The sequence below is a fragment of the Idiomarina sp. UBA3162 genome (assembly GCF_002364475.1).
Lineage (GTDB): Bacteria > Pseudomonadota > Gammaproteobacteria > Enterobacterales > Alteromonadaceae > Idiomarina.
The window spans coordinates 58585-82397 of sequence record NZ_DEYI01000004.1; the positions used below are offsets into that span (position 1 = coordinate 58585).

Consider the following 23813-nt stretch of genomic DNA (forward strand, 5'->3'; position numbering starts at 1 on the left):
ACACTTAACTAAGTGTTTACAAAGCCGCCCTCAACATGGGCGGCTTTTTCGTTTATAGTTGTTTACCCATAGATAATTCCTCGGCGTCGAATGACAACAAAAACAATGCACCACAGCCGTTTATTTCTGCCCAGTCTTGCAGCAGCCGTCCTGCTGTCAGGATGTATGAACCGCGTTGAGTCGATGAAAGAGACACTGGCGTTTGCTTGGTCAGGCAATCAAGATGTGACGGTCACGCAAGAGCGATTGGACGAAATTAATTACCCCATGATGTATGCACGCTTTAATCAACAGCGGCGTATTGCGTTAGGGCTTGGCTTTGATGATAACGACCAATACAAATGGTTGTCAGGCGATCAAGAAGTGGTCGTCACGCGTCATGGTCGCGTGGTACAAACGCAGGGCGTCTCGGGTAATTTAAATGAACTGGCATGGGTCAGTAATCTTCGCAATGATCCGCTTAAATGTCTCACGCAACTAAATAGTCAGTGCTCACTCACATGGCAAGCTCAAGTGCAGTCAGGCGTTGCACAAGAGGCATCTATTCACGCGATTACCTCGCAATTTTCACGTATCGGCTCAGAAACGCTAGAGCTCCCCATTAATCGTTCAGTTAATACGGTGCATTGGCGCGAACAAATAGCCCAAGATAACGGTACCACGTGGACCAACGATTATTGGTTATCCACCGAAACCGGACGGGTGGTGAAGTCGTCGCAACAACTGACCGACGCATTACCACGCGTGGTGACCGAAGAGCTCAAACCCTACAAAAAAGATCTACAAAAGCCGGGCAATTCGAACAGAGGGGCAAACTAATGCGCGTATTCGTTGGATTGCTTTTTGTTGTATTTATGAGTGTTAGTCAGATTGCTGCAGCGCAGGTTAAAGTAAACGTTTACTTGCATCAGAATCCAGAACAGCCGGGCGATGTCAGTTGGCAAAAAAGCTATGAACTGAGCCAACCCGAGCGTATTTCGCAAGTCTATGAGCGTATTTTAAGCGATATCAATGCTGACGAACTCGCCCAAATTAACTGGTCAGCGAGCCGCCTATCCAGCGACTTTTTACAAGCCAGGCTGGAGCGTCACCGCGAGCGCATGGTTGAACAGCTCGATCAGCTGGCGCGTCACTGGAGTCGCCAAGATGAACAACAGGTTGCCGATAGCATTAAGCGTCTGGCAGCGCAGGTGAGCCGTTGGCCACTGCAAGCCACCTACAGCTTTAATTTAACACCGGACCAAACGCGTCTTATTCTGCAGCAGAACCCACTGTTAACACGTGCCGATGGCCGCGTGTTTAACTGGCATCTCTACAGCTTTCCTCATAAAGCGCTGACATTCGGTCTACCTGAGGATTTAGCGGGTGTCGATAATGATTTCTTATGGAATGTGCTACCTAATGGCACCGTAGCAAAGCAGCCCGTTGCTTATTACAACCAGCGTTTGCCCGCTGCGTGTTACCCACACGATGAACGCAGCCCGATGCAAACTGTCAACGCTGACCAAGCTCAGCGCTGCGCCATTAAGGGCAACCTAATTCACAGCGTGCGCTTACTTTCAGAGTATTGGCTTACCGACGAAACCGAGCAGTTGGATCTCGAACTCATGTTATTGGCAAAATTTATTCTGCCTAACGGAGGTCAGTCATGAAAAAGTTGAGTGTTTATACACTGACCATGGCTGCGTTAGGTTATTTATCCAACGTGTCTGCGCAAGATATCAGTGCCGATCGTATCTATCAGCCTACGCAATCCGATATCGGTGGTGCGGGTTTAATGCAAACCCCGACCGGGCGTATGAACCGCGATGGTGAGTTCTCGGTACTTTACTACGACAACGACGAATACCGTCGCATGGCGTTGAGTCTCCAGTTGTTCCCGTGGCTGGAGTCAACCATTCGCTACACCGATGTGCGAACGCGCCTATACAGTGACTCAGAAGGTTTTAGTGGCGACCAAACCTATAAAGACCGTGGGCTTGATGTAAAGTTTAGATTGTTAGAAGAAAGCCGTTGGCTGCCCGAAACCAGTTTAGGCTTACGTGATATCGCCGGAACTGGACAATTTGCATCCGAGTACATTGCGGCAAGTAAGCGCTTTGGCCCTGTCGATGTGACGTTAGGTATCGGTTGGGGTTACTTAGGTCGCTCAGGCAATATCGACAACCCGTTGTGCGACATTGCGGATCGTTTTTGTGATCGCGCCAACGAGCTCAGCGGGCAAGGCGGTGAGTTCGAAATTGGCGACTGGTTTACCGGTAACGCAGGCGTATTTGGTGGGATTGCGTACCAAACGCCCTGGGATCCGCTTATTGTCAAAGTTGAATACGATGCCAACGACTTCTCGCGTGAGTCTTCGCGCACGCCAATCATTCAGGACTCCCACTGGAATTATGGCCTGCACTATCGGATGAACGATAACGTCAACCTCAAACTGAGTTACGAACGGGGCAATACCTGGATGTTCGGGTTTAGCTTCCGTACGAACTTTGACGATATGACGCAATACAAGCGTACCGATCCGGTACCGGCACCCACCGAGCCGCAACTCACCTCAATGGATCAGCTGGACACCGATGAGTTGCGCAGCAAGTTGCGTAAAGCCAGTGGCTTTTATCTCAAGCGCTTTTACCTCAGCGACAACGGCAAAAAAGTCACGTTGGTGGGTAACCAAAGTCGCTATCGCTATGAAACGATGAGTTTGGATAGAGCCGCAGCGGTGCTGGCTAATTATTTACCGGCTTCGGTCACCCAGTATCAATTTGTCGATGATGTGCTCGGCATGCCTATCGCACAGGTGAATGTCGATGCGCCCACCTTTAAACGGGCATTTTACCGCGCCGACTTTACCACGCGCTACAAAGATAGCTACAAACTGGTTAACGTTAATCAAGATGATGACGACCAACTGTTGTTTGAGCGCACCAGTGAACTGGGACTACCCGATATTGGTTTCCGTCCTTTCTTAGAGCAGTCGTTTGGTGGGCCCGAAGCGTTCTATATGTACAAGCTGCGCATGGACGGTTATTTTAATTGGGTGCCGACCGAGAACTTCTTAGTCAATGGTGTAATCAGTGGCACCATCGTCGATAATTACGATAAATTTAATTATCTCGTTGAGGACGGCGAAGCACCGTTGCCGCGCGTGCGAACCTATGTGCGTGAATATTCAACGCAATCGGACATTGTACTCACACGTGCACAGGGTACCTATGTCAAAGAGTGGCAAGACAATCTTTACAGCTCCTTTTACGGTGGGTATCTTGAGCGCATGTTTGGCGGTATCGGGACCGAATGGCTCTATCGCCCGCTCGATAAACCGTGGGCGGTGGGTGTCGATATCAATTATGCGCGCCAACGTAGCTTCGAAAATCACCTCGGATTTAGAGATTACGACGTGCTAACCGGGCATTTAACGGGTTATCTGCGCACGGATTATTTCTTTGACAACACACTGTTGACCGTGTCGGCAGGGCGTTTCCTTGCAAAAGACTGGGGTGTAAACGTCAAATTTGAGAAGAAATTTGATTCAGGTATTATCGTCGGCGCTTTTGCGGCGAAGACAAACGTATCAGCGGAAGAGTTTGGTGAGGGGAGCTTCAATAAAGGCTTCTTTATCAGTATCCCGTTTGATCTATTACAAATTAACCACAGCACCGGTCGCGGCGCCATTGGATGGACGCCGCTCACCCGTGATGGTGGACAAATGTTGCAACGCGCAGCGCATTTATATGGTATTACCGATGCGCGTAGCCGATTTTATAATGAGTGGTAAGGACAAATAAGGTAGCACATGAATAAGTTAGCGCTAATAGGGGTGCTCGTTTTTGGTATGAGCGGCTGTGCAAGCCAACCCGAAAAAGATAATAACAGTGACTGGCAGGGCACGCACCAAAGTGTCGATTATATTTTATCACCTAACTATGATGCCATCGCTAGCGCCGTGCCAGGACAGTCACTCAGTTTAACTACGCGCAGCCAACGCAACTATAACGTAACTATCGTTAAACGATATTTCGCAGCGAGCGGACGCGAGTGCCTCGAGGCCGAGACGCAAACCAATACGGTGGTGTTGTGTGACTACCGCACTGAATGGGGTTTGAGTCGTGCTTTTGAGCAGTTTTAGCAGCGCTTTAACTAGTTTCTAAAGCACGGTGCGAGTGGTAAACTACAAAAAGTTTAACGAGTGAATAATGAATACGATAGATAGTATGGTTAACAGGGGCAGCAAATGAAAGGAACAAAACAAGGCATCGCAGCGCTGCTTTTGTCGTTAGTGAGCGTAACCGCTTCGGCTCAGAGCATTTCAGATCTCTCTCCAGAACAAAGAGAACAGCTTGAACAAAGAATGGGAGCGAGCGGCTCAGATTCTACTCAAGCTCCAGCAAATAGTATGTCGCAGAGCCAAGTGTTTGGTGATGTCGATCCGCGTTCACCGCTTTCGACCCAATTTGCCGAACAGCAAGTGCGTAGTAGTTGGAGCACAGGCACTTACGGTCCGGTGATGGAAGAAATGCTGTCGCCCGAAGAACGCAACCAAATTCGTCCGTTCGGTGCTGAAGTGTTTGATGGGGGCTTTCGTGTAAAACGCTCAGATGGCCTTAATCCACAGTACCGCATTTTGCCCGGTGATCAAATTACCTTGCGTGTATGGGGAGCGACGGAGGTCGACTCGGTACTTTCTGTCGATGCGCAAGGCTTTGTTTTTATTCCATCAGTCGGGCCCGTACAAGTTCAGGGTGTCACGGTCGCTCAGCTTAATTCAGTGATAACATCTGCGATTAAAACGACCTACCCCAAGAATGTGAACGTCTATACTAATGTACAAGGTGTTCAACCTGTTGGTGTGATGGTCTCGGGTTTTGTCGAACGTCCCGGCAAATATGCAGGTGTACCCAGTGATTCAATTCTTTACTTTTTAGACCAAGCGTCAGGTATCGATAACAAACTGGGGTCGTTTCGTAACATCGATTTAATCCGCAATGGCGAAGTGATCAAAACCTTCGACCTGTACGATTTCCTCATTGACGGTGAGCTTAACCAGCCACAACTGCAAGAAGGTGACACCCTGTTAGTCAAATCGCGCGGTCCGCAAGTCACTGTTTATGGTGATGTTGGGCGTGCTTACCATTACGAGTTAAAATCCGAAGGCGTTAAAGGCAGTAAAATAGAGTCACTAGCCCGCTTAAACCCAGGCGTATCGCATGCACTCGTGGTGGGCACACGCATGGGTAACCCCGTAGCAGACTACGTCACCATTGATCAGTTCGCCGATGAGTCACTAGCCGATGGTGATGAGGTTGCATTCTTCGCCGATAAGCGCGCCGACCAAATCGTGGTGCAAGTCGAGGGTAAATACTTAGGTCAGTCGTATTTTGTGCTACCTAAAAACGCGCGACTGATGGAATTTTTGAATACAGTCGCCGTTGACCCACAAGAAACCGACTACAAAAATATCTCGATTCGTCGCCAAAGCGTCGCAGAACGTCAAAAGAAAGCGCTAGAGGAAAGCTTAGATCGCTTAGAGCAAACCTACTTAGGGGCGCCATCATCCACCGCCGAGGAAGCGGCAGTGCGCGCACAAGAAGCGGAGCTTATCAGCCAGTTTGTGCAAAAAGCGCGTAACGTGAAACCCAGCGGACGCTTGGTTGTTAGTAACGACAACCAACTCGTGGATATTCGCTTACAACACGGCGACGTTGTGACGTTACCTGCTAAAACCGACTCAGTACTCGTGAGTGGCGAAGTCTACGTGCCGCAATCAGCCGTGTATGTTGATGGCAAGTCGGTTGAGGAGTACATCAATGGAGCGGGTGGATTTACTCAGCGTGCGAACGAAGATCGCATATTGATCGTCCGCCAAAACGGTGAAGTGATTGAATCAAATAACACCGATTTGCGACCGGGGGATGAGGTGCTGGTGCTGCCTGCAGTCAGCTCGAAGAACTTACAAGTCGCGCAGTCGATTACACAAATCATTTACCAGATTGCTGTAGCAACCAAGGTGGCGTTGGATCTCTAGATGAAAGACCAGAATCCAGCAAGCTCGGTGCGCAGCCCCTATTTAGTAGCATGGCACGTTTGGTCAGCGTTGTTTATGCGTGAGTTTGTCTCGCGCATGACAACGGACCGATTTGCGCCGGTGTGGCTGTTCCTGCAACCTGTTTTACATGTGGTTATTTTGGTTGGAGTCCGTGACTTTATCGGTAGCGGGCGTTTGATACCCGGGGCTGAGTTTATTCCGTGGTTGGTAATAGGTATCTCTACTTATATCATGTTCCGCACTCTGTGGATGCAAGGTATGAACGCGATTCAAGCAAATAAGGCGTTGTTTGCCTACCGCCAAGTACACCCTGCTGATACTGTATTGGTGCGCTGCGCGATGGAGGCGAAATTACAATCTTTTGTGCTGATGATTATGGTGTTTCTATTCACCGGGCTAGGCTACGATATGATTCCCGATGCGCCCCTCGAAGCTTTGGAAGTATTACTGGCAATGAGCTTTATTGGGTTGGGTATGGGGTTAATCACTTCCGTATTAGTCAGCTTTTTCCCAGAGTCGTCCAAAATAGTTAATCTGATTGCGTTTCCACTTTATTTTTTGTCGGGGGTTATTTTACCGATTCAATTTATGCCACACGGTATTCAGGAGTATTTGCTTTACAACCCATTACTACATGCGGTCGAGCTTATTCGAGCAGAATTTTTCAGCACCTATCACCCTGTCCGAGGCGTCAGTCTCTGGTACGTCTATCAGTGGGCGATCTGTACAGTGTTATTTGGTCTAGCACTGCACGTAAAATTTAAGGTAAGAATGGTGGCGCAGTGATAAATAAACAAAGTGAACCCGCCATGATCGAGGCAAAAGATGTCTGGAAGCGCTACCACGGCCCGTTTGGCGGCGGCTGGGTGCTCAAAGGCGTAGATTTTAAAATACCGCGCGGCGTATCCGTCGGCTTAGTGGGTAAAAATGGCGCGGGTAAGTCTACGCTGTTACGGCTTATAGGCGGTATGGATTCGCCCGACAAAGGTGAGATTATCGAGCGCTGTCGCGTTTCTTGGCCAATCGGCTTAGGGGGCGGCTTTCAGGGTTCCATGACAGGACGTCAAAACGTAAAGTTTGTCGCCCGCATTCACGGTGGTAATGCCGACATTGATCGCATTATTGATGAAGTGCAAGAGTTTGCCGAAATCGGACCGGCATTTGACCAGCCCATAAGGACCTATTCGAGCGGTATGCGCTCGCGTTTAGCGTTTGGGTTGTCTTTAGCGTTTAATTTCGATATTTACCTATCCGATGAAGCGACAGCCGTGGGTGATGTGACCTTTAAGCAAAAAGCTAAAAAGGCGTTTAAAGAGCGAGTCGGGCAATCAAGTCTGATTATGGTGTCTCACTCAACAAAAATTCTAGAGGATTTGTGTCAGTCAGGTATTTGGCTACACGATGGTAAAGCCATTTGGTTTGATGACCTCAAAGATGCTATCGACGCTTATTACGATAGCGTAGGGCATAAACCGAACAAGAAAAAAGCGAAGCAAACTAAATGAAAGACTTTTTTAAAAACCAACCGCATTGGGCTATTGCAGCAGTCATTGTCATTGTTGGCGCAATTTATTGGGGGGTCATGGCAACGGACCGATATGTATCACGTGCACAAATCGTGCTCGAGAGCCCCGAAGTTAGTATGTCCTCAATGAACATCAGCTCGCTGCTATCCGGTACGCAGGGCTCCGGCGATCTGCTTCTACTTCGTCAGCATTTGTTGTCGGTGACCATGTTAAAAACGCTACAAAAAGACCTCGACCTAAGAAGCCACTATTCGCAAGACTTTATCGACTCATGGTCAGCGCTTTCAGAGAAAGGTGCACCCATCGAAGTGTTTCATCAATATATGCTTGAGCATATGTCAATAGAGTTTGACGAGTACGCAGGGGTCCTACAGATTCAGGTGGAAGCGTTTGATCCAGAAATGGCGCAGGCTATTGTTCAAACCCTGCTAAAAGAGGGCGAGCGTCACATGAACAGCATGGGTCAACGACTCGCCGAAGAGCAAGTAAAGTTTATCGAAAAGCAAGTCGCCAACTTGGAAGAGCGCCTGTTTGAGGCGCGTGATAATTTACTGCAGTTTCAAAATGAGAACGGCCTCGTGTCACCCTCGCAAACCGTACAAGCTATTTTTGCTACGGTATCGCAACTACAAGCACAGCGTGCAGCCCTCGCCGCACGTAAAACGGCACTGCTTGACTACCAAAGTCGCACGTCACCACAAGTGATGGAAATAACTCGTGAAATTCGTTCACTCGACGAGCAAATAACTGAGGAGCAAGCCAAGTTAACCCGTGAAAGTGGTGACGCACTCAACAGAACCTCAGCAGAGTTTCAAACGTTACAGTTACGCGCTGAGTTCGCCTTAGAACTGTATTCGAATGCCATGGTGGCGCTTGAAAGTACGCGTATTGAGGCAGCCCGTAAGTTAAAGCAAGTATCTATACTGGAGTTCCCGTTGTTACCTGAATATTCAACCAAACCCGATAGACTCTATAATTTTGTGGTGTTGCTGGTATTTACCTTGTTCATCGCGGCTATTGTTCACTTAGGTAGAGCCATCGTGCGCGATCACAAGCACTAATCCTATGGTTTATATTGTTGGCACCCGCCCGTATTGGCGCAAATCGTGGCTTCAGTTTTTTAACGAACTGGAGCCTGTTTTTGTTGACCAGCCAGAACAAGTGCCAGGCGGCGAGACCGCGTATATTTGGGGTATCGATTACGACTCAGCGCGGTTTAATAAAGACGTTAACGTGGTCCACGTCGAAGACGGGTTTATTCGCTCTATAGGTTTAGGTGCAGCATTGGAGCGACCGTGCTCTTGGGTCTGTGATACCCGAGGCATCTATTTTGATGCGACACGCCCATCCGATCTCGAATCATTATTGAATACGACTGAACTTAACGAAACTGAGCGCGAGCGCGCCAAAGCTTTAAGACAGTTGCTGATCGAAAACAATATCAGTAAATACAATACGGGCAGCAACAAAGCCATTGAGTTACCCAAGAATAAAAAAGCGATTTTAGTGCCAGGTCAAGTCGAGACTGATGCGAGTATCAAAAAGGGCTCACCCAATATAAAAACCAATTTGGAGTTGCTCAAGCAGGTTAAAGCAACCAACCCTGATGCGTATATTATCTATAAACCGCATCCTGACGTTGTCGCAGGCTTGAGAAAGAGTCAGAACATCGCGAATGATGCGCTGGATTACTGCGATGCGTATATCACGGATATCAACATATCAACAGTACTGGAATGTGTAGATGAAGTGCACACCATGACGTCGTTGTGTGGGTTTGAGGGACTGCTGCGAGGCAAACGCGTGACCTGCTATGGACAGCCCTTTTATAGCGGCTGGGGTTTAACGTCTGATAAGAGTCCTAATGAACGACGTACAAAGCGAGTGGATTTGTCTACGCTTATCTACTGCACACTGGTTTTATATGCGCGTTACGTGGATCCAGAGTCGGGATCAAGAGTAACCCCCGAACAAACGGTTCAATTACTTGCAGAGCGTCGAACTCAGCCAACGCGTCTTAGCGCAAAATTAAAGTTGTTATTACGCAAAATACAGACCCGCATAAGCGGGAGGAAGTAACATGCAACGTATCGCTGTCGTGGGCAAAGAAGTACATGTGATGCTGGGCTTCCGTGGGGAGCTGATGAAGCAAATGGTGGCGCGCGGTCACCGTGTATACGCATTTGCGATAGACTATACCGAAGAGTCAGAAGCCTACGTGCGTGGCTTAGGTTTTATCCCGGTGCGTTATCAACTAGACGGCTACACGTTGAATCCACTGCACGAATTAAAAGTGGTGTGGGCGTTGTACCGCGCATTTAAACGTCTCGAAATTACAGTGAGCTATTGCTACTTTGCTAAACCGGCGCTCTACGGGACTTATGCCGCATGGCTCGCTAAAGTACCTCACCGGGTTGCAAAACTCGAGGGACTCGGCAGACCGTTTACCGAAACCGAGGGTAAGAAAAGCCGCCGACTGATACTCGCAAAATGGTTTCAGAAACGATTGTTTAAATGGATATTGCCTAAGGCGACCATGTTGGTTCTGCTCAACCACGATGACGAACGAGAGATTGCGCATATTTGTGGGGCTAAGCAACCTAAAACAACGTTACTCGGTGGCATAGGCGTGTGTTTGGACAAGTTCTCCGCGTCAGAACCACCGGTATCGCCCGTACGGTTCATCTTTAGTGGACGGCTGTTGAATGAAAAGGGTATTCGCTATTACCTTGAGGCGGCTGAGCAGGTAAAGCAACGCCATCCAAGCGCGGAGTTTTGGGTGATGGGTTTACCCGATGCGTTGCATGGAATCAGCCAACATGAGTTGAACGTTTATATCAAAAAGCGTGTTGTGAACTACTTTGGTCACGTGGATAATGTAACCGATTATCTACACAAAAGTAGTGTATTTGTGTTACCTAGCTATTATCGAGAGGGATTGCCACGTAGTAGCCAAGAAGCCTTAGCAATCGGTCGACCAATTATTACTACCGACGCGCCGGGGTGTAGAGAAACCGTCGATCATGAAGTCAATGGTTATTTGGTAAAGCCACACGACACGCATAGCTTAGTAGAAGCGATGGAAAAATTAATTGGTAATCCCGATTTGATCGTCAGTATGGGACGAGCGAGTCGGCAGTTGGCCGAAAAGAAATTTAATGTCATTGAAGTCAATGAGCGCATGCTCGAAGTACTTGAGCTTTAGGTGAGTGAGCCAAATGGAAGAGAAAATATTTTTAGTCACAGGCGGCGCAGGGTTTATTGGCTCAGCGGTTATACGGGAGTTAATTTCGCAGACGAACCACAGGGTAGTGAATGTCGATAAGCTCACTTACGCAGGTAACTTAGAGTCACTGACAGAGGTTTCTGAGAACAAACGCTACCATTTTGAGCAAGTCGATATTTGCGACGCGGCTGAAATAGCGCGCGTACTAAATAAATACCATCCCGATTATGTTATGCACCTGGCTGCCGAGAGCCATGTCGATCGCTCGATTGATGGTCCCGCAGAGTTTATCAATACAAATATTATGGGGACCTATACACTGCTTGAGTGTTGTCGAGCCTATTGGAGTGAGCTCAAGTCGGTTGCGCCAGAGAAGGCGTCGGACTTTAAATTCCATCATATCTCGACCGATGAAGTGTATGGCGATTTAGAGGGTACTGAGGACCTGTTTACAGAGACCACGCGCTACCAGCCAAGCTCACCTTATTCGGCGAGCAAAGCGAGCTCAGATCATTTGGTACGGGCGTGGTATCGTACCTTTGGGTTGCCTACACTAGTGACTAACTGCTCAAATAACTACGGCCCCTATCATTTTCCGGAAAAACTGATTCCGTTAATGATTTTAAACGCGCTAGAAGGCAAGCTACTACCCGTGTATGGTGATGGGCAGCAAATACGCGACTGGCTCTTCGTTGAGGACCACGCACGCGCACTGATATGTGCGGCACAGCAAGGTGCAGCGGGTGAAACGTATAATATTGGTGGTCATAACGAAAAAGCCAACCTAATAGTGGTCGAAACTATTTGCGACCTGTTGCAGGAGCTTTTGCCTCAGACGCCGGAAGGCGTTGAACACTATCGTGATTTAATTACGTTTGTAACGGACCGCCCAGGACATGATGTTCGTTACGCAATCGATGCAGGGAAGATAGAACGTGAGCTAGGATGGCGCCCACGCGAGACCTTTGACTCAGGGATACGTAAAACAGTCATTTGGTACCTCGAGAACAAAGACTGGTGGAAGCGTGTTTTAGATGGTAGCTACCAAAGTAGAAGACTTGGGGTGCTTCAAAACTAATCTTTAGGTGATTAGTCACATGCAGATTAAAGAAAGTTTCTGTAAAATTGACTAGTTGTATCGTGCATTTTTATGATTGGTGCAAATTAAAATCTAACGAGTATGGGTAAACCTTAGATGACAAAAATAATGAGCGTTCACGTATTTGATGACTCGGCAACGCCAGCCACTGCCAAACAGATAGATGAACAAGTGAAAATCAGTGATGGACCAGTGTACGTATTTTACAGTCATCCGAGTATTTATGTGGCGTACGGGCTGGAAAAAGGGATCGCAAGCAATGAGCTTTTTGATGCATGGCTTGTTGGGCTTAATGAGGCACTCGATGCGCAACGTAAAAATCGGCGCAAAGTGCGGTTGCTTTGCATACAAGATGCTCTAGAGCAATCAAGAGAATTGTTCAAGAAAAGTAGTTTGAAAGTTGATGAATTGACTGAGTTTAAGGTAACTCCAGATCAATTTATGCTGATGGTCGGGCATCAGCTTGTGCTTCAGAACGGTAATATAGGCAACTTTTTTGGTCGTTTAGAAGCATGCACAATGTATTTGTCAGATCACGTATATCAGTTAAAAATAGATGTAGAAAGTGCGCTCGAAAAGTTTAATAATGCCGTGGATTGCGCATCCGACGCAAGTAGAGAGTTAGCACTTATTAGAAGCTTATTTCAAAAAGGTAAAGATGAAAATGAGCTTTTATCATTGCAGTTGCAGCAAGTACAGGAGGACTTTGAACAGCAATTTATCGAAAACAGAACACTTAAACAGCAATTGGCACAATTAGAAAAGAGAAGTGAAAAATTAGTAACTAGTGCTTTCAATGAGTTTGACGAGAAAAAGTCCGTACAAACGGAATACGAACACGAAACATACAAGCATCGTAATAAAGAACTTGAAAAAGAAAATAAAGTATTGCTGGAGCATATTCAACAGCTAAAAGATGAACAGAAGTCATGTAACTCCCCCGTTTATACAAGTTCTCGTAAAGAGGTGATCGACCCTGCAAAGTTGAAAGAAATGGAAGAAGAGAATGAATTTCTTCTATTGCATTTAAAACAACTTCAATGCGAGTGTGAAACTTACCTTGTAAAGTATCAAGATAGTGAAAAAAGGCGAGCTCAAGAACTGTTTAAGAGTAAACAGAGTGCGAAATTCATGACTAAAGATAAGCTGTTGGCTGAGAAAGATTTAGAGATTGCCAAGCTTAATCAGCGGCTTATCAAGCTACAGTTAAAAAGCCCTAGCGGAGATTTAAGTTCTTCCAAAGACGCTCCCAAAGCAGCCGATGGGACAAAAAAGACGGTGAGATTGGGCTTATTGTCGCGCATAAAAAGACGCCTCAAGATTGGACAGCGACGAAAAGATAAAGATGCTTGGATAAATGAGCAGATTGATCATTTGAATCAAACAGATTACTTTGATAGTGAATGGTACTTACAAAAGTATCCCGACGTAGAAGAAGCTGGTGTTAATCCAGCAGAGCACTATTTGCGTTTCGGCGCTTTTGAGGCTCGTAACCCGAGCACAAAATTCAACAGTGTTTTTTACCTTCAACAAAACCCAGATGTTGCTAAAGAAGGTATTAATCCCTTGATCCACTATATTTTATTCGGAGAGGCAGAAGGACGGTTGCCAAAACCTCGGATTAAAGACATTGAACAGTAGCGAGGTAATGAAGAGGTGGTCGGTAAACATCCATTCGCAAAGTTAAAGTTCGTAAACGTCATTTATCTCGGCGCTGGCAGAGGTGACGAGTTAAAAAAATTGACTGCGCAACTAAACAGCAAACATTGGCACTTAGTTGAGGGGGACGCTACAAAATACAACTCTCTGTGGCAATCTATCAAGTTGCTTGAAAACTCTGACAATATAACTTTGTATAAGAATGTAGTGTCTAACAAAGGAGGAGAAAAAACTTGGTATAGCTACAATTATGATGGGTTTAGTGGTATCAAAAGGTCAAAGTCTCTTAATAATTTATTTCCTGGATTGAGGCTTACAGAAACGTTATCTGTTAAAACTGACTCGTTAGCGAATTTTCTGAATGGTCTAGAATTAAGTAACGAAGAAAATAATTTGTTAGTTATTGATTTGCCTGGCCAGGCATTGGAATTGTTAGAGTCTATTTGGAAAGAGGAACATAGTATTTTATTCTCTAAATTGGCTCTGACAGTTACTAAAGATAGGGTGTTTGAACATGGCGACACATTGATAGAAGTTAAAAACTGGCTTGAAGAAATGGGTTATCATACCCGAAATGAACCATATGACGATCCTGACTTTCCCATGATATATTACTCGCTCGATAAACATTCACTAGCACAAATAAATGAGCTTAAAAAAGAGCTTGAAAGTGCTTTGGTTAATGCTTCGAGTGCGCGTCAAAGATCTATGCAGTTAGAAGCTAAATTAAATGAAAGTTTAGAAGATAATAATAAAGCCCTGTCAAAAATCACGCAGCTTGAGCAGCTTATAATTGAGAGTGAAAACGAAAATAAAAGGTATATTGATTCAATACGTAAGCTTGACAATAAAATGTGTGAGTTGAGAACGTCCCGAAATAGTGCTCAAGCCAAGATCAGTCTAATAGAAAGGAAATATAAAGACTTAGAGTCTAAACTAGGAAAGGCTGAAGAGCTAGTTCATAAGAAAAGCACGAAATATAAAGAAGTAGTCAACGAGCTCGAACACGCTAATGAAAGCTTGAATTCACTGGAACGATCACTTAGGAATAAAAATACAGAGTTGGAAACTTTAAGTGGCCAGCTAGTAGACAGTGAAAAATCAAAAAATATGCTTACTAAAAAGATAGAGTCGAAAGAAAGTGAAATAGAGCAGCTCCAACAGAAAAATTCTGGATTAGGTTTAGAAAACCTGCGTTTGATAGCTAGGAATGATGAGTTAAAGAAAGAAAATAAGATGTTATCTGAAAGTGTCCGTCGCGTTGAGATACAGATGGGTTTGTTGAATGATTTAATTCAAAAAGATTGATAGGGATTTTAAATGTCAAAAGATGCTTTAATTGGCAAATTGAGAACTCGTAGTGCTGTTATTGGTATTGTAGGGCTGGGTTATGTAGGGGTACCTTTAATGTTGAGGTATTCTGATATAGGCTACAAAGTTATCGGTATTGATATCGACGAGTCTAAGACTAAGGAACTTAATAGCGGCAAGAGTCAAATAGAGCATATTCCTCATGAGCGAATAAAGGATGCAGTTGCAAAGGGCTTCGAAGCAACTGCAGACTTTTCTATGGCTGCACAGTGTGATGCGCTAATTATGTGCGTGCCCACTCCATTGAATAAATACCGTGAGCCAGATATAAGCTTCGTAGTTAATACGATGAGTAGCCTTGCACCTTACTTGCGTGATGAACAAGTTGTTTCATTAGAAAGTACTACGTATCCAGGTACCACAGAGGAGGAACTGCTACCAAGAGTTGAGGCGCAAAACTTATCTGTGGGTAAGAATGTGTTCTTAGTATACTCACCCGAAAGAGAAGATCCTGGAAACCCTAATTTCGAAACACGCACAATCCCCAAAGTTGTTGGTGGACATACATCTGCGTGTTTAGAAGTAGGGCAAGCGCTCTATGAGCAAGCTATCGACAAAGTGGTGCCAGTCAGTTCGACGAAAGTCGCTGAAATGACAAAACTTCTTGAGAATATTCATCGTGCAGTGAACATCGGTCTCGTCAATGAAATGAAAATTGTCGCAGATCGTATGGGAATCGATATTTTTGAAGTCGTTGATGCTGCGGCAACCAAACCATTCGGATTTACTGCATATTACCCTGGGCCTGGGCTTGGCGGTCATTGTATACCAATCGATCCATTCTACCTGACTTGGAAAGCTCGGGAGTTTGGTTTGCATACTCGGTTTATTGAGCTATCTGGAGAAGTAAACCAGGGAATGCCACGGTATGTGGTTGATAAAACTGCAGATGCATTGAATAAACATGGTAAGCCGTTAAATGGAAGCAAGGTTCTAGTGTTGGGAATTGCTTATAAAAAGAATGTAGATGACATGCGCGAGTCACCATCAGTCGAGATAATGGAAATACTGCGTGATAAAGGCGCCTTGGTAGGATATTCGGATCCCCATGTTCCTAAGTTCCCGACGATGCGCGCTCACAAGTTCGACTTGAATAGCCAGCCGTTGACGGCTGCTACCCTTGATAGCTACGATGCAGTTGTTTTAGCAACTAACCATGACAAGTTTGATTACAAACTTATCTTGGATAAAGCAAAGCTGATAGTAGATACTCGTGGTATCTTCAGAGAGCCTAACGACAAAGTCATAAAAGCCTAAATAAATAATTCAGAGGACATAGAAATGAAGAACTTTGCGTTAATTGGTGCCGCGGGTTACATAGCACCACGTCATATGAAAGCGATAAAAGAGACAGATAACAATCTCTCTGTTGCGTATGACATCAATGATTCAGTCGGAATTATTGATAGTATTTCTCCCAATAGTGAATTTTTTACGGAGTTTGAACGTTTTCAAGAGCATGCATGGCGATTAAAGCGTTCCAAAATAACCGAACTCGACTATATCTCTGTTTGTTCTCCCAACCATCTTCATCACTCGCATATTGCTGCAGGATTGCGTTTGGGATGTGATGTGATTTGCGAGAAGCCGTTGGTACCAACGTTAGAGGTGTTGAATGAACTGCGAACTGTTGAGGAAGAAACGGGTAAGAGGGTTTATAACATACTCCAGCTCAGACACCATAAGGCTATTCTAGACTTGAAGAAAGAAGTTGATGCTGCGCCCAAAGGAAAAAAGTTTGATGTTGATCTCACTTATATCACGTCAAGAGGGAAATGGTACTTGGAAAGTTGGAAAGGAGACCCGCGTAAGTCCTTTGGCGTGGCAACAAATATCGGCGTTCATTTCTTCGACATGTTGCACTTTATTTTTGGGAACCTAGAGAAGAACGAGTTACATTACAGTGATGAGCTAAAGGCTGCAGGATACTTAGAGTATGAAAAAGCGAGAGTTCCTTGGTTTTTGTCTATTGATGCGAATGATCTCCCAGAAAGTGTTGTAGGTAAACAGACAACTTTTCGTTCAATATCAGCTAATGGAAAGCAAATAGAGTTCTCATCTGGGTTTACTGAATTACATACAATTAGTTATCAAGAGATATTGGCAGGGAGAGGCTTTGGTATTGATGACGCAGAGCATTGCATCAGGACGGTTGAAAATATTCGAGATGGAAATACGGTCAACGCCATTGACGGCTACTGTCACCCATTTTTAACTAAATTTCTATAATTGATAGGACTAAACATTATGGACTACACCGTTCACTCCTCAGCAATCGTTGACGATGGCGCAGATATTGGAAAAGGCAGTCGAGTTTGGCACTTTGTTCATGTTTGCGGTGGAGCGAAGATTGGAGAAAACGTATCCTTGGGACAAAACGTTTTCGTGGGTAACAAAGTTTCAATTGGGAGCGGATGTAAAATTCAGAACAATGTCTCGGTCTACGATAACGTTTATCTGCAAGATAATGTTTTTTGCGGTCCAAGTATGGTATTCACAAACGTCTACAATCCTCGCTCACATGTGGAGAGAAAAGACGAGTACTTAAATACTCTCGTAAAAGAAGGAGCAACACTAGGAGCCAACTGTACCATCGTCTGTGGCATAACAATTGGAAAGTTTGCTTTTGTCGGTGCAGGAGCTGTAGTGAATAGAGATGTTCCTGACTATGCTCTTGTCGTGGGTGTACCTGCTAAACAAATTGGCTGGATGAGTGAGTTTGGTGAGCAGCTAGATTTACCTGTAAAAGGCGATGGAGAGGCTGTGTGTGAGCATACTGGTGTAAAATACATATTAACTCAAGGTATCTTATTTAAGAAGGACGAAACATAATGCAGTTTATTGATTTGGCTGCTCAACAGCTTCGAATAAAAAGTGAAATAGATACAGGTATCGCAAAAGTACTTGAACATGGTAAATACATTTTAGGTCCAGAGGTTTCTGAGTTAGAGGACGCCCTCATTCAATATACTGGAGCTAAGTATTGTATCACCTGTGCTAATGGTACCGATGCATTACAAATTGCCCAGATGGCTCTTGGAATAGGCCCCGGGGATGAAGTTATTACACCGGGATTTACATATATCGCAACCGCTGAAACGGTTGCACTACTAGGCGCAAAGCCTGTCTACGTAGATGTTGAAGAAAAAACATACAACATTGATCCTCAAAAGCTTGAAGCTGCTATTACGTCTAAAACAAAGGCTATAATACCGGTTTCTTTGTATGGCCAATGTGCCGATTTCGATGTTATTAACGAAATTGCAAATAAGTATGGTATTCCTGTCATTGAAGATGCTGCACAAAGTTTTGGTGCGACATACAAAGGGAAGAAATCTTGCAATTTGACGACAATCGCTTGCACGAGTTTCTTTCCAAGTAAGCCATTAGGCTGTTATGGAGATGGAGGTGCCATCTTTACAAGCGATGAAGAGCTTGCCAAAGTTATAAAGCAAATAGCCCGTCATGGACAAGATCGACGTTATCATCATGTGCGAGTTGGCGTTAACAGTCGCTTAGATACTATCCAGGCTGCAATTTTGCTCCCCAAACTAGACATTTTAGACAGCGAGATTCAAGCACGAAACCTAGTAGCGGATAGATATCGTCAATTATTCGATTCCGAAAAAGGAGTTATCTCTCCCAAAGTTGAATCTCATAATTATAGCGCTTGGGCGCAGTACACGATAAGAGTAGACTCCCGTGAGCATGTTCAAAGCTATTTAAAAGAGCAGGGAATTCCAACGGCAGTACATTATCCGGTTCCATTGAATAAGCAGCCTGCTGTTGCTGATAGCGAGGCAAAATTACCGGTCGGTGATATGGTAGCGGAGCAGGTTATGTCATTACCGATGCATCCATATATGACAGAAGACGATTATCAAGCAATAGCTTCGAGCCTTCAAAGCGCTTTATCACTGTGATAGTAAAGTATCGAGAAGCATGCATTTATGAACCAGTCTGAAAAATTCTTTCACCAAAAATTCAAACTTCTTTTTTTTAATTGGTTAGTTGAAGACTGGCAAGGCTGCAAGCAGGAACTAAAGCGGCTCATTGATGAACCTGAACTTCAAAATAGAAGCTTTATAAAAATAATTCAGACATTAATTTACTTAGAAAAAAATAATCTAACTCGCCAAAACGAGCCTTTTTTTACAGGTCAAGGGCTCCAGACTAATACTTTGCTAAAAGTTTTGTTAATAGCAAGTATTGAAAAAAATATACTCAAAGCTAAAGCTCAATCGGGCTTTGAAGTAACTGGTGCTCGAGTACGCAAGTTGATACAGATGTTTACTGATAACCTGCCAACAGCTAGGTTAGTTGAACTAGTAATGCAAACAATCACAGTTCAGCAACGCGTTTTGAATAGTCTGTCAACGTCTAACTCGGTCGAAGCATGGTTTGCGGCTTTACAAAAAAATGAGGTCAGCATTGGAAATGATGAGTTGGTTCAAGTCGAAACTACACTTAATTCGCTTCATTTGAGTGAAAAAGAAACGCGAAAATATAGAATAGCGTTAGCCGATAAGTTTATGACTTTAGAAAACTTTCAGTCTGCTTTGCGGATGTACGAAGCTATCTTAGCGACTAGCGAGGAGACTGAAGCTATAGTTGTAAAATATTGCCGAGCTCAGAGGAATTTAGGGAACCTTAAGGGTGCGATTGAAACGTTAGAGTCCAGTATTAAAAGGTTAGGTCGAAAACCATTATTATTGCACGTGTTGGCTGTGTATTACCGAGATAAGCAGTGTTTTCAGACTACTCTTCGGCTCGTTAAGGAGGTAATTAGTAAACATCATGATTACTCATTAAAAATTGGTTTTGCAAGCTTTGCAGCTGATATGCTCAGGAAAGATGCAGATTACATAACAGCCTATGAACACCTTCTTAAAGCAACGGAGCAGCTTAAAGGTCTAAAGTCAGATATTCCTCTTACTGTCGAGGCGATGCTTGCGGAACTTAAAGTAAATGTAGCTGATGGACATAAGACTTTTTTTGAAGTGTCTTCAGTCTTTTACGATAGAATTTACATGGAATCTGACAACTATGCTCTTGAAGCTTCTGAGTCTATATATCAGCCGATATGGGACGAGGTATGTAATTTAATTGAAAGAGAAAAAGTAGAAAGAGTAATCGATATTGGTTGTGGGCCAGGTCAGTTTTCTGAATATTTGACTGATAGATTACCGACTGCGGACTATTTAGGTTTGGATTTTAGTGAAACTGCAATTAACTTAGCTAGAAAACGTTGTCCGATGCTTAGTTTCGCTTGCGAAGATGTTAGGAATTATACAAGCGATAGCGGAGATATAAAAACTGTTTATATCATGCTAGAAGTTTTGGAACATATTGACGATGACATTAATTTATTAAAGCTGTTTCCTTCTGGAGCTAATGTGATTTTTTCGGTTCCAAACTTTGACTCATTTGGTCACGTAAGGTTTTTTAAAACAAGCAACGAAATTAAGAAGCGTTATAAATCGGTTTTTCGAAATATGAATGTGAAAGAAATTAATTTAAGTAGAACCTCACGCATTTATTTAGTTAACAGCATAAGATGAACTAGGAGTAATGATCAGTTATGGAGAATTATCTGTATAAGAAATTTAAACTAAATTTAAAACTAGCGCAGTCTAATGCTTATTTTGGAAAGGTGAGTGAGAGTTGTTCATACTATAAGAAACATCTTAACGATAACCCGTACGATTTAGTCGCCTTCAATGATTTTTTAGATATAGCAATAAAGGAAAAAAATGAAAAGGTTGATATTAATTTCTTAGTAGCTCATAAGGAAAAGATTTTAAAACACTTTGGTGATAGACAAACATCATTTGAACTAAAGGAATATGCGGCATCTATATCATCTAAAATAATGAGTATAATCATTAATCATCATAGCGATTGGAGCCTTCCAAAAGATACTACAGATGAAAAGCCCAAGGAGCGAGACGAGATAGTCAAGCTGGTTATACTCACGTGCGTTTGGCAACGGCATGACTTAACTGAGGTCGTTTTGAGTTACTACAACCGATTAAGCAAATCTCTTGCAGCTGCCATACAACTTGATGTTGCAGTAGTCGGGTCAGAAGGGGATGCTAGTAGGCGCATCGCTGAGAGAAATGATTGCATCTATATGGAATATCCAAACCTACCATTAAATGAGAAGTGGGAGTTTGGACTTAATGAGTTAAGAAATCATCACCATGATGCAGTAATAATAGTTGGTTCTGATGATCTTTTGCCCGAAAAGTTATTTTATACGTATAAGCGATTTGTGGAAGATGGCGTCATGGCGGCTGGATTAACAGATGGGTACTTCATGGATATATCAGACACGGTTGAATCTATCTACTGGGGTGGCTACGGAGGCATGTCTCGAAATGCGGGTATGCCTTGGAGGCTTAATGAGTCTATGGGGATGGGGCGATTTTATTCATCAGAGCTTCTTTCTATTTTGAACTATTCGCTTTGGAAAGGTAAGGCAATTAATAGAGGACTAGATGGTAGGGCGCGAGAGAATGTAGTAGATCTTGGGCTACTGCCCGTCACAGAGTCTAAACTATTGGACGTACATATCAATGGAAAGGTCGTCAAGTTTGGTCAGTTAGGTGTATCTTTAAAAGAACTAGGAATTTTTGCGGTAGATGTAAAAGTTCCCGAGTCATCTGTAACACCAATGACTAATTTTTATAGAAGCCACAATAGTGTGAGACGAATTCATAATGTTTGGGATTTAATTGAAGAAAATTTTGATACGCACTTATTAAACGATCTTAAGTCACTTCACAGTAAATACAAAAAGGAAGGAGCGCTTTAAATGGACTTTCACGATATTCGAAAGCTCAGCGACGAATACATATACGACTTTCTGTTTGAGCAGGTTAATGTCATGTTCAATAGAACAGATCATAATCTGTGTGATGGGGAAAAGGGTCGATTGTTTGGTTGGTATTGGGGCTACTACGGGCGGGCCATTCTCGATATGTATAGGGCTACGGAAGATATAAGATTTAAGGAACTTTTTCTGTGGTCAGTCTATAGGTTGCTCGAGGTAAGAGATGATGTGTTGGGACTAGTAGATGAAGAGCGTAGCAGATTAGTAGCCGGCTGGGGTTCACGCTTTAAGAATGGAAAACGAGCGTGTGAAATTACAACTACAGGATTAATAGTTTTACCTATTGCCGAGTACGCGGCTTTATATGGTTCTAAATTACTTGAGTCTGAGACTTTTGTAATGCTGAACGAGTTTATTTCAGAGTTCAAAAAGTCAAAGGAAGGAGGTTATTTTTTCCATCTGTCTGACGATATAGTTGAGGCATTGAATCATAGTCACTTATATGGTGCAGCCTTAGCGCACGCTTCCAGAATTGAAAGCGCTCCCGATAACTATAAACGAGTATGTAAATTATTACTCAAGTACTTCAATTCGTTCACCAGCAGATCAAGCGATGGCTTAATCAAATGGCCTTACTCCCCATCTCCGGGTGAGATTGCAACGAAATTGTCGTCAGAAGCTCTATGGAAAGCTGGCGCGACGGTTGAGTTGCCCGTAGCCATGCTTGAATCAAGAATTATTCTTGACGACAACGAACTGTTGACTGATTTAGTGGATGTTTTAAGGAAGAACAAAGCCATTACTAGCTCTGAAATCCCTCAGTTTATTGATAGCGACAGGGAGATTAAGATGAATGAACGGTTCTGGGGTACTAGTAGTGCTGGCTTTATTAGTTCATGGGTTCAATTTAATAACTTGGAACTTAATGAAATCATAATCGATCTGGTAATGAAGAAGAGAGAGTACTTTCCTAACGGATGGCTTGGCGAAAGGTACCCAGATAAAGGCGGTAGTAGGACTATGATAATGGCGTTCGCTCATTTAAGGAGAACGTTCCCTCACTTAACCTCATAATTATTCATTTGTAGAATTATTTTTATGTTAAGTACTCTTTGTTCAGCTTAACCTGAGCTAGCTTTATTTCACTAAAACCGCTAATTAGACGTTTAAGCATTTAGTAGAGGTTGAATTATTGTGTATGTTATGTTGATCACGTTTGTCAAATATAGTTAACCGTTCAAGGTGTTTAGACTCAAAGAAATTAAGTTTACAAGGCGTCAAATGGATAACTTCATTAGATTTAAAGACCTATACTTTGAAAGCCGTCAAATTCGACGTCAAAAACTAACTGCACAAACTGTTAGTGAGTATTCGCAAGAGCTATCTAAACTATTAAATACCTTTAAGGGCGGTTCGCGCTTTCTACTTCCATTTGTATCCCGAATTAAACGGAATTTAATTTTGGGAATGAAACCTCTACCTGACCTGTCTCAGGAAAGAATCAGTAGAAGAGTTCCCAAGTTCGTTGTTATAACAGCAGTATGGAAGCGCGAGAAGTTAACTAAAATTTTTTATGACTACTATTTGAAACTAAAATATCAGCTAGAAAATACTTGTGAAATAAACCTGCTAGTCATAGGTTCGGAAGGTATAGCATCCGCGTCTGCTGTCGATAGGTTTGGAGGTAGGTATATCGAAGCGCCTAACTCACCATTAAACGAGAAATGGCAAGCGGGGGTTGAAGTATTACGAAAGCAGAGTTTTGATGCTGTAATTATAGTAGGGTCTGATGACTTCCTATCCCCGTCGGTATTCAAAAGTTATGCCGAACTTTATAAACAAGGCGCAAATGTCGTTGGGTTTATTGATGGTCATTTTTTCAATACTTCGACTAACGAAATGCTTTTTTGGGGAGGCTATGGGGGACCTAAGCGCGACTTGGGCATGCCGGAGCGTGTTGGTGAAAGTATCGGCATGGGTCGATTGCTTTCTCGAGAAGTGCTGGAATTACTTGATTATAATGTTTGGACAGGCGAGCCGATAAATAAAGGGCT

General features: G+C 43.8%; 21 protein-coding genes. All 21 read left to right on the forward strand.

The features are described from left to right. The first annotated feature begins 90 nt into the window (after positions 1–90). Positions 91–819, forward strand: coding sequence for a YjbF family lipoprotein (locus tag B2X00_RS00735; protein WP_290485705.1), 729 nt, complete (start codon positions 91–93; stop codon positions 817–819). Further along, positions 819–1652 carry a capsule biosynthesis GfcC D2 domain-containing protein gene (locus B2X00_RS00740; protein ID WP_290485706.1) on the forward strand — a complete coding sequence of 278 codons (834 nt, stop codon included), beginning with the start codon at positions 819–821 and terminating at the stop codon, positions 1650–1652. The genes B2X00_RS00735 and B2X00_RS00740 overlap by 1 nt, the downstream gene beginning before the upstream one ends. Beyond that, positions 1649–3775, forward strand: coding sequence for a YjbH domain-containing protein (locus tag B2X00_RS00745; RefSeq protein WP_290485707.1), 2127 nt, complete (start codon positions 1649–1651; stop codon positions 3773–3775). Before B2X00_RS00740 ends, B2X00_RS00745 begins: the two co-directional genes overlap by 4 nt. Before the next feature lie 18 nt (positions 3776–3793). Further along, on the forward strand, positions 3794–4126 hold the full coding sequence (locus tag B2X00_RS00750) for a hypothetical protein (RefSeq protein WP_290485708.1): 333 nt from the start codon (positions 3794–3796) through the stop codon (positions 4124–4126). A gap of 105 nt (positions 4127–4231) precedes the next feature. After that, positions 4232–6022, forward strand: coding sequence for a polysaccharide biosynthesis/export family protein (locus tag B2X00_RS00755; RefSeq protein ID WP_290485709.1), 1791 nt, complete (start codon positions 4232–4234; stop codon positions 6020–6022). Then, positions 6023–6829, forward strand: a complete 807-nt coding sequence (locus B2X00_RS00760; protein WP_290485710.1) for an ABC transporter permease — start codon at positions 6023–6025, stop codon at positions 6827–6829. After that, entirely contained in the window at positions 6826–7548 is a 723-nt protein-coding gene (locus B2X00_RS00765) for an ABC transporter ATP-binding protein (RefSeq protein WP_290485711.1), read from the forward strand. Before B2X00_RS00760 ends, B2X00_RS00765 begins: the two co-directional genes overlap by 4 nt. Continuing rightward, on the forward strand, positions 7545–8630 hold the full coding sequence (locus tag B2X00_RS00770) for a hypothetical protein (protein ID WP_290485712.1): 1086 nt from the start codon (positions 7545–7547) through the stop codon (positions 8628–8630). The genes B2X00_RS00765 and B2X00_RS00770 overlap by 4 nt, the downstream gene beginning before the upstream one ends. A gap of 4 nt (positions 8631–8634) precedes the next feature. Further along, the gene (locus B2X00_RS00775; protein WP_290485713.1) at positions 8635–9648 is read left to right on the forward strand and encodes a hypothetical protein; all 1014 of its coding nucleotides are present in this window, start codon (positions 8635–8637) and stop codon (positions 9646–9648) included. A 1-nt stretch (position 9649) separates the two neighbouring features. After that, entirely contained in the window at positions 9650–10774 is a 1125-nt protein-coding gene (locus tag B2X00_RS00780) for a glycosyltransferase family 4 protein (protein ID WP_290485714.1), read from the forward strand. A gap of 13 nt (positions 10775–10787) precedes the next feature. Continuing rightward, positions 10788–11873: a dTDP-glucose 4,6-dehydratase gene (rfbB, locus tag B2X00_RS00785; protein WP_290485715.1), complete on the forward strand. Its 1086-nt coding sequence runs from the start codon at positions 10788–10790 to the stop codon at positions 11871–11873. A gap of 117 nt (positions 11874–11990) precedes the next feature. After that, positions 11991–13535: a hypothetical protein gene (locus tag B2X00_RS00790; protein ID WP_290485716.1), complete on the forward strand. Its 1545-nt coding sequence runs from the start codon at positions 11991–11993 to the stop codon at positions 13533–13535. Between the two features lie 15 nt (positions 13536–13550). Then, positions 13551–14861, forward strand: coding sequence for a hypothetical protein (locus B2X00_RS00795; RefSeq protein ID WP_290485717.1), 1311 nt, complete (start codon positions 13551–13553; stop codon positions 14859–14861). A gap of 12 nt (positions 14862–14873) precedes the next feature. Then, a complete protein-coding gene (locus B2X00_RS00800) occupies positions 14874–16181 on the forward strand; it encodes a nucleotide sugar dehydrogenase (protein ID WP_290485718.1) in 1308 nt (435 codons plus the stop codon). A gap of 24 nt (positions 16182–16205) precedes the next feature. Further along, positions 16206–17153: a Gfo/Idh/MocA family oxidoreductase gene (locus tag B2X00_RS00805; RefSeq protein ID WP_290485719.1), complete on the forward strand. Its 948-nt coding sequence runs from the start codon at positions 16206–16208 to the stop codon at positions 17151–17153. An 18-nt stretch (positions 17154–17171) separates the two neighbouring features. Continuing rightward, on the forward strand, positions 17172–17756 hold the full coding sequence (locus B2X00_RS00810) for an acyltransferase (RefSeq protein ID WP_290485720.1): 585 nt from the start codon (positions 17172–17174) through the stop codon (positions 17754–17756). After that, positions 17756–18847, forward strand: coding sequence for a DegT/DnrJ/EryC1/StrS family aminotransferase (locus B2X00_RS00815; protein WP_290485721.1), 1092 nt, complete (start codon positions 17756–17758; stop codon positions 18845–18847). The genes B2X00_RS00810 and B2X00_RS00815 overlap by 1 nt, the downstream gene beginning before the upstream one ends. Positions 18848–18874: 27 nt before the next feature. Continuing rightward, entirely contained in the window at positions 18875–20485 is a 1611-nt protein-coding gene (locus B2X00_RS00820; RefSeq protein WP_290485722.1) for a class I SAM-dependent methyltransferase, read from the forward strand. A gap of 20 nt (positions 20486–20505) precedes the next feature. Next, complete coding sequence (locus B2X00_RS00825; protein WP_290485723.1) at positions 20506–21741, forward strand: hypothetical protein; 1236 nt, start codon at positions 20506–20508, stop codon at positions 21739–21741. Continuing rightward, positions 21742–22833, forward strand: a complete 1092-nt coding sequence (locus B2X00_RS00830; RefSeq protein WP_290485724.1) for a hypothetical protein — start codon at positions 21742–21744, stop codon at positions 22831–22833. Positions 22834–23040: 207 nt separating this feature from the next. After that, positions 23041–23813, forward strand: a 773-nt coding sequence (locus B2X00_RS00835) for a hypothetical protein (RefSeq protein ID WP_290485725.1), incomplete at its 3' end; no start/stop codon positions are given.

Coding starts and splice junctions, on each gene's coding strand:
- B2X00_RS00735 (WP_290485705.1), top strand. CDS start 91: ATGACAACAAAAACAATGCACCACAGCCGTTTATTTCTGCCCAGTCTT.
- B2X00_RS00740 (WP_290485706.1), top strand. CDS start 819: ATGCGCGTATTCGTTGGATTGCTTTTTGTTGTATTTATGAGTGTTAGT.
- B2X00_RS00745 (WP_290485707.1), top strand. CDS start 1,649: ATGAAAAAGTTGAGTGTTTATACACTGACCATGGCTGCGTTAGGTTAT.
- B2X00_RS00750 (WP_290485708.1), top strand. CDS start 3,794: ATGAATAAGTTAGCGCTAATAGGGGTGCTCGTTTTTGGTATGAGCGGC.
- B2X00_RS00755 (WP_290485709.1), top strand. CDS start 4,232: ATGAAAGGAACAAAACAAGGCATCGCAGCGCTGCTTTTGTCGTTAGTG.
- B2X00_RS00760 (WP_290485710.1), top strand. CDS start 6,023: ATGAAAGACCAGAATCCAGCAAGCTCGGTGCGCAGCCCCTATTTAGTA.
- B2X00_RS00770 (WP_290485712.1), top strand. CDS start 7,545: ATGAAAGACTTTTTTAAAAACCAACCGCATTGGGCTATTGCAGCAGTC.
- B2X00_RS00775 (WP_290485713.1), top strand. CDS start 8,635: ATGGTTTATATTGTTGGCACCCGCCCGTATTGGCGCAAATCGTGGCTT.
- B2X00_RS00780 (WP_290485714.1), top strand. CDS start 9,650: ATGCAACGTATCGCTGTCGTGGGCAAAGAAGTACATGTGATGCTGGGC.
- rfbB (WP_290485715.1), top strand. CDS start 10,788: ATGGAAGAGAAAATATTTTTAGTCACAGGCGGCGCAGGGTTTATTGGC.
- B2X00_RS00790 (WP_290485716.1), top strand. CDS start 11,991: ATGACAAAAATAATGAGCGTTCACGTATTTGATGACTCGGCAACGCCA.
- B2X00_RS00800 (WP_290485718.1), top strand. CDS start 14,874: ATGTCAAAAGATGCTTTAATTGGCAAATTGAGAACTCGTAGTGCTGTT.
- B2X00_RS00805 (WP_290485719.1), top strand. CDS start 16,206: ATGAAGAACTTTGCGTTAATTGGTGCCGCGGGTTACATAGCACCACGT.
- B2X00_RS00810 (WP_290485720.1), top strand. CDS start 17,172: ATGGACTACACCGTTCACTCCTCAGCAATCGTTGACGATGGCGCAGAT.
- B2X00_RS00815 (WP_290485721.1), top strand. CDS start 17,756: ATGCAGTTTATTGATTTGGCTGCTCAACAGCTTCGAATAAAAAGTGAA.
- B2X00_RS00820 (WP_290485722.1), top strand. CDS start 18,875: ATGAACCAGTCTGAAAAATTCTTTCACCAAAAATTCAAACTTCTTTTT.
- B2X00_RS00825 (WP_290485723.1), top strand. CDS start 20,506: ATGGAGAATTATCTGTATAAGAAATTTAAACTAAATTTAAAACTAGCG.
- B2X00_RS00830 (WP_290485724.1), top strand. CDS start 21,742: ATGGACTTTCACGATATTCGAAAGCTCAGCGACGAATACATATACGAC.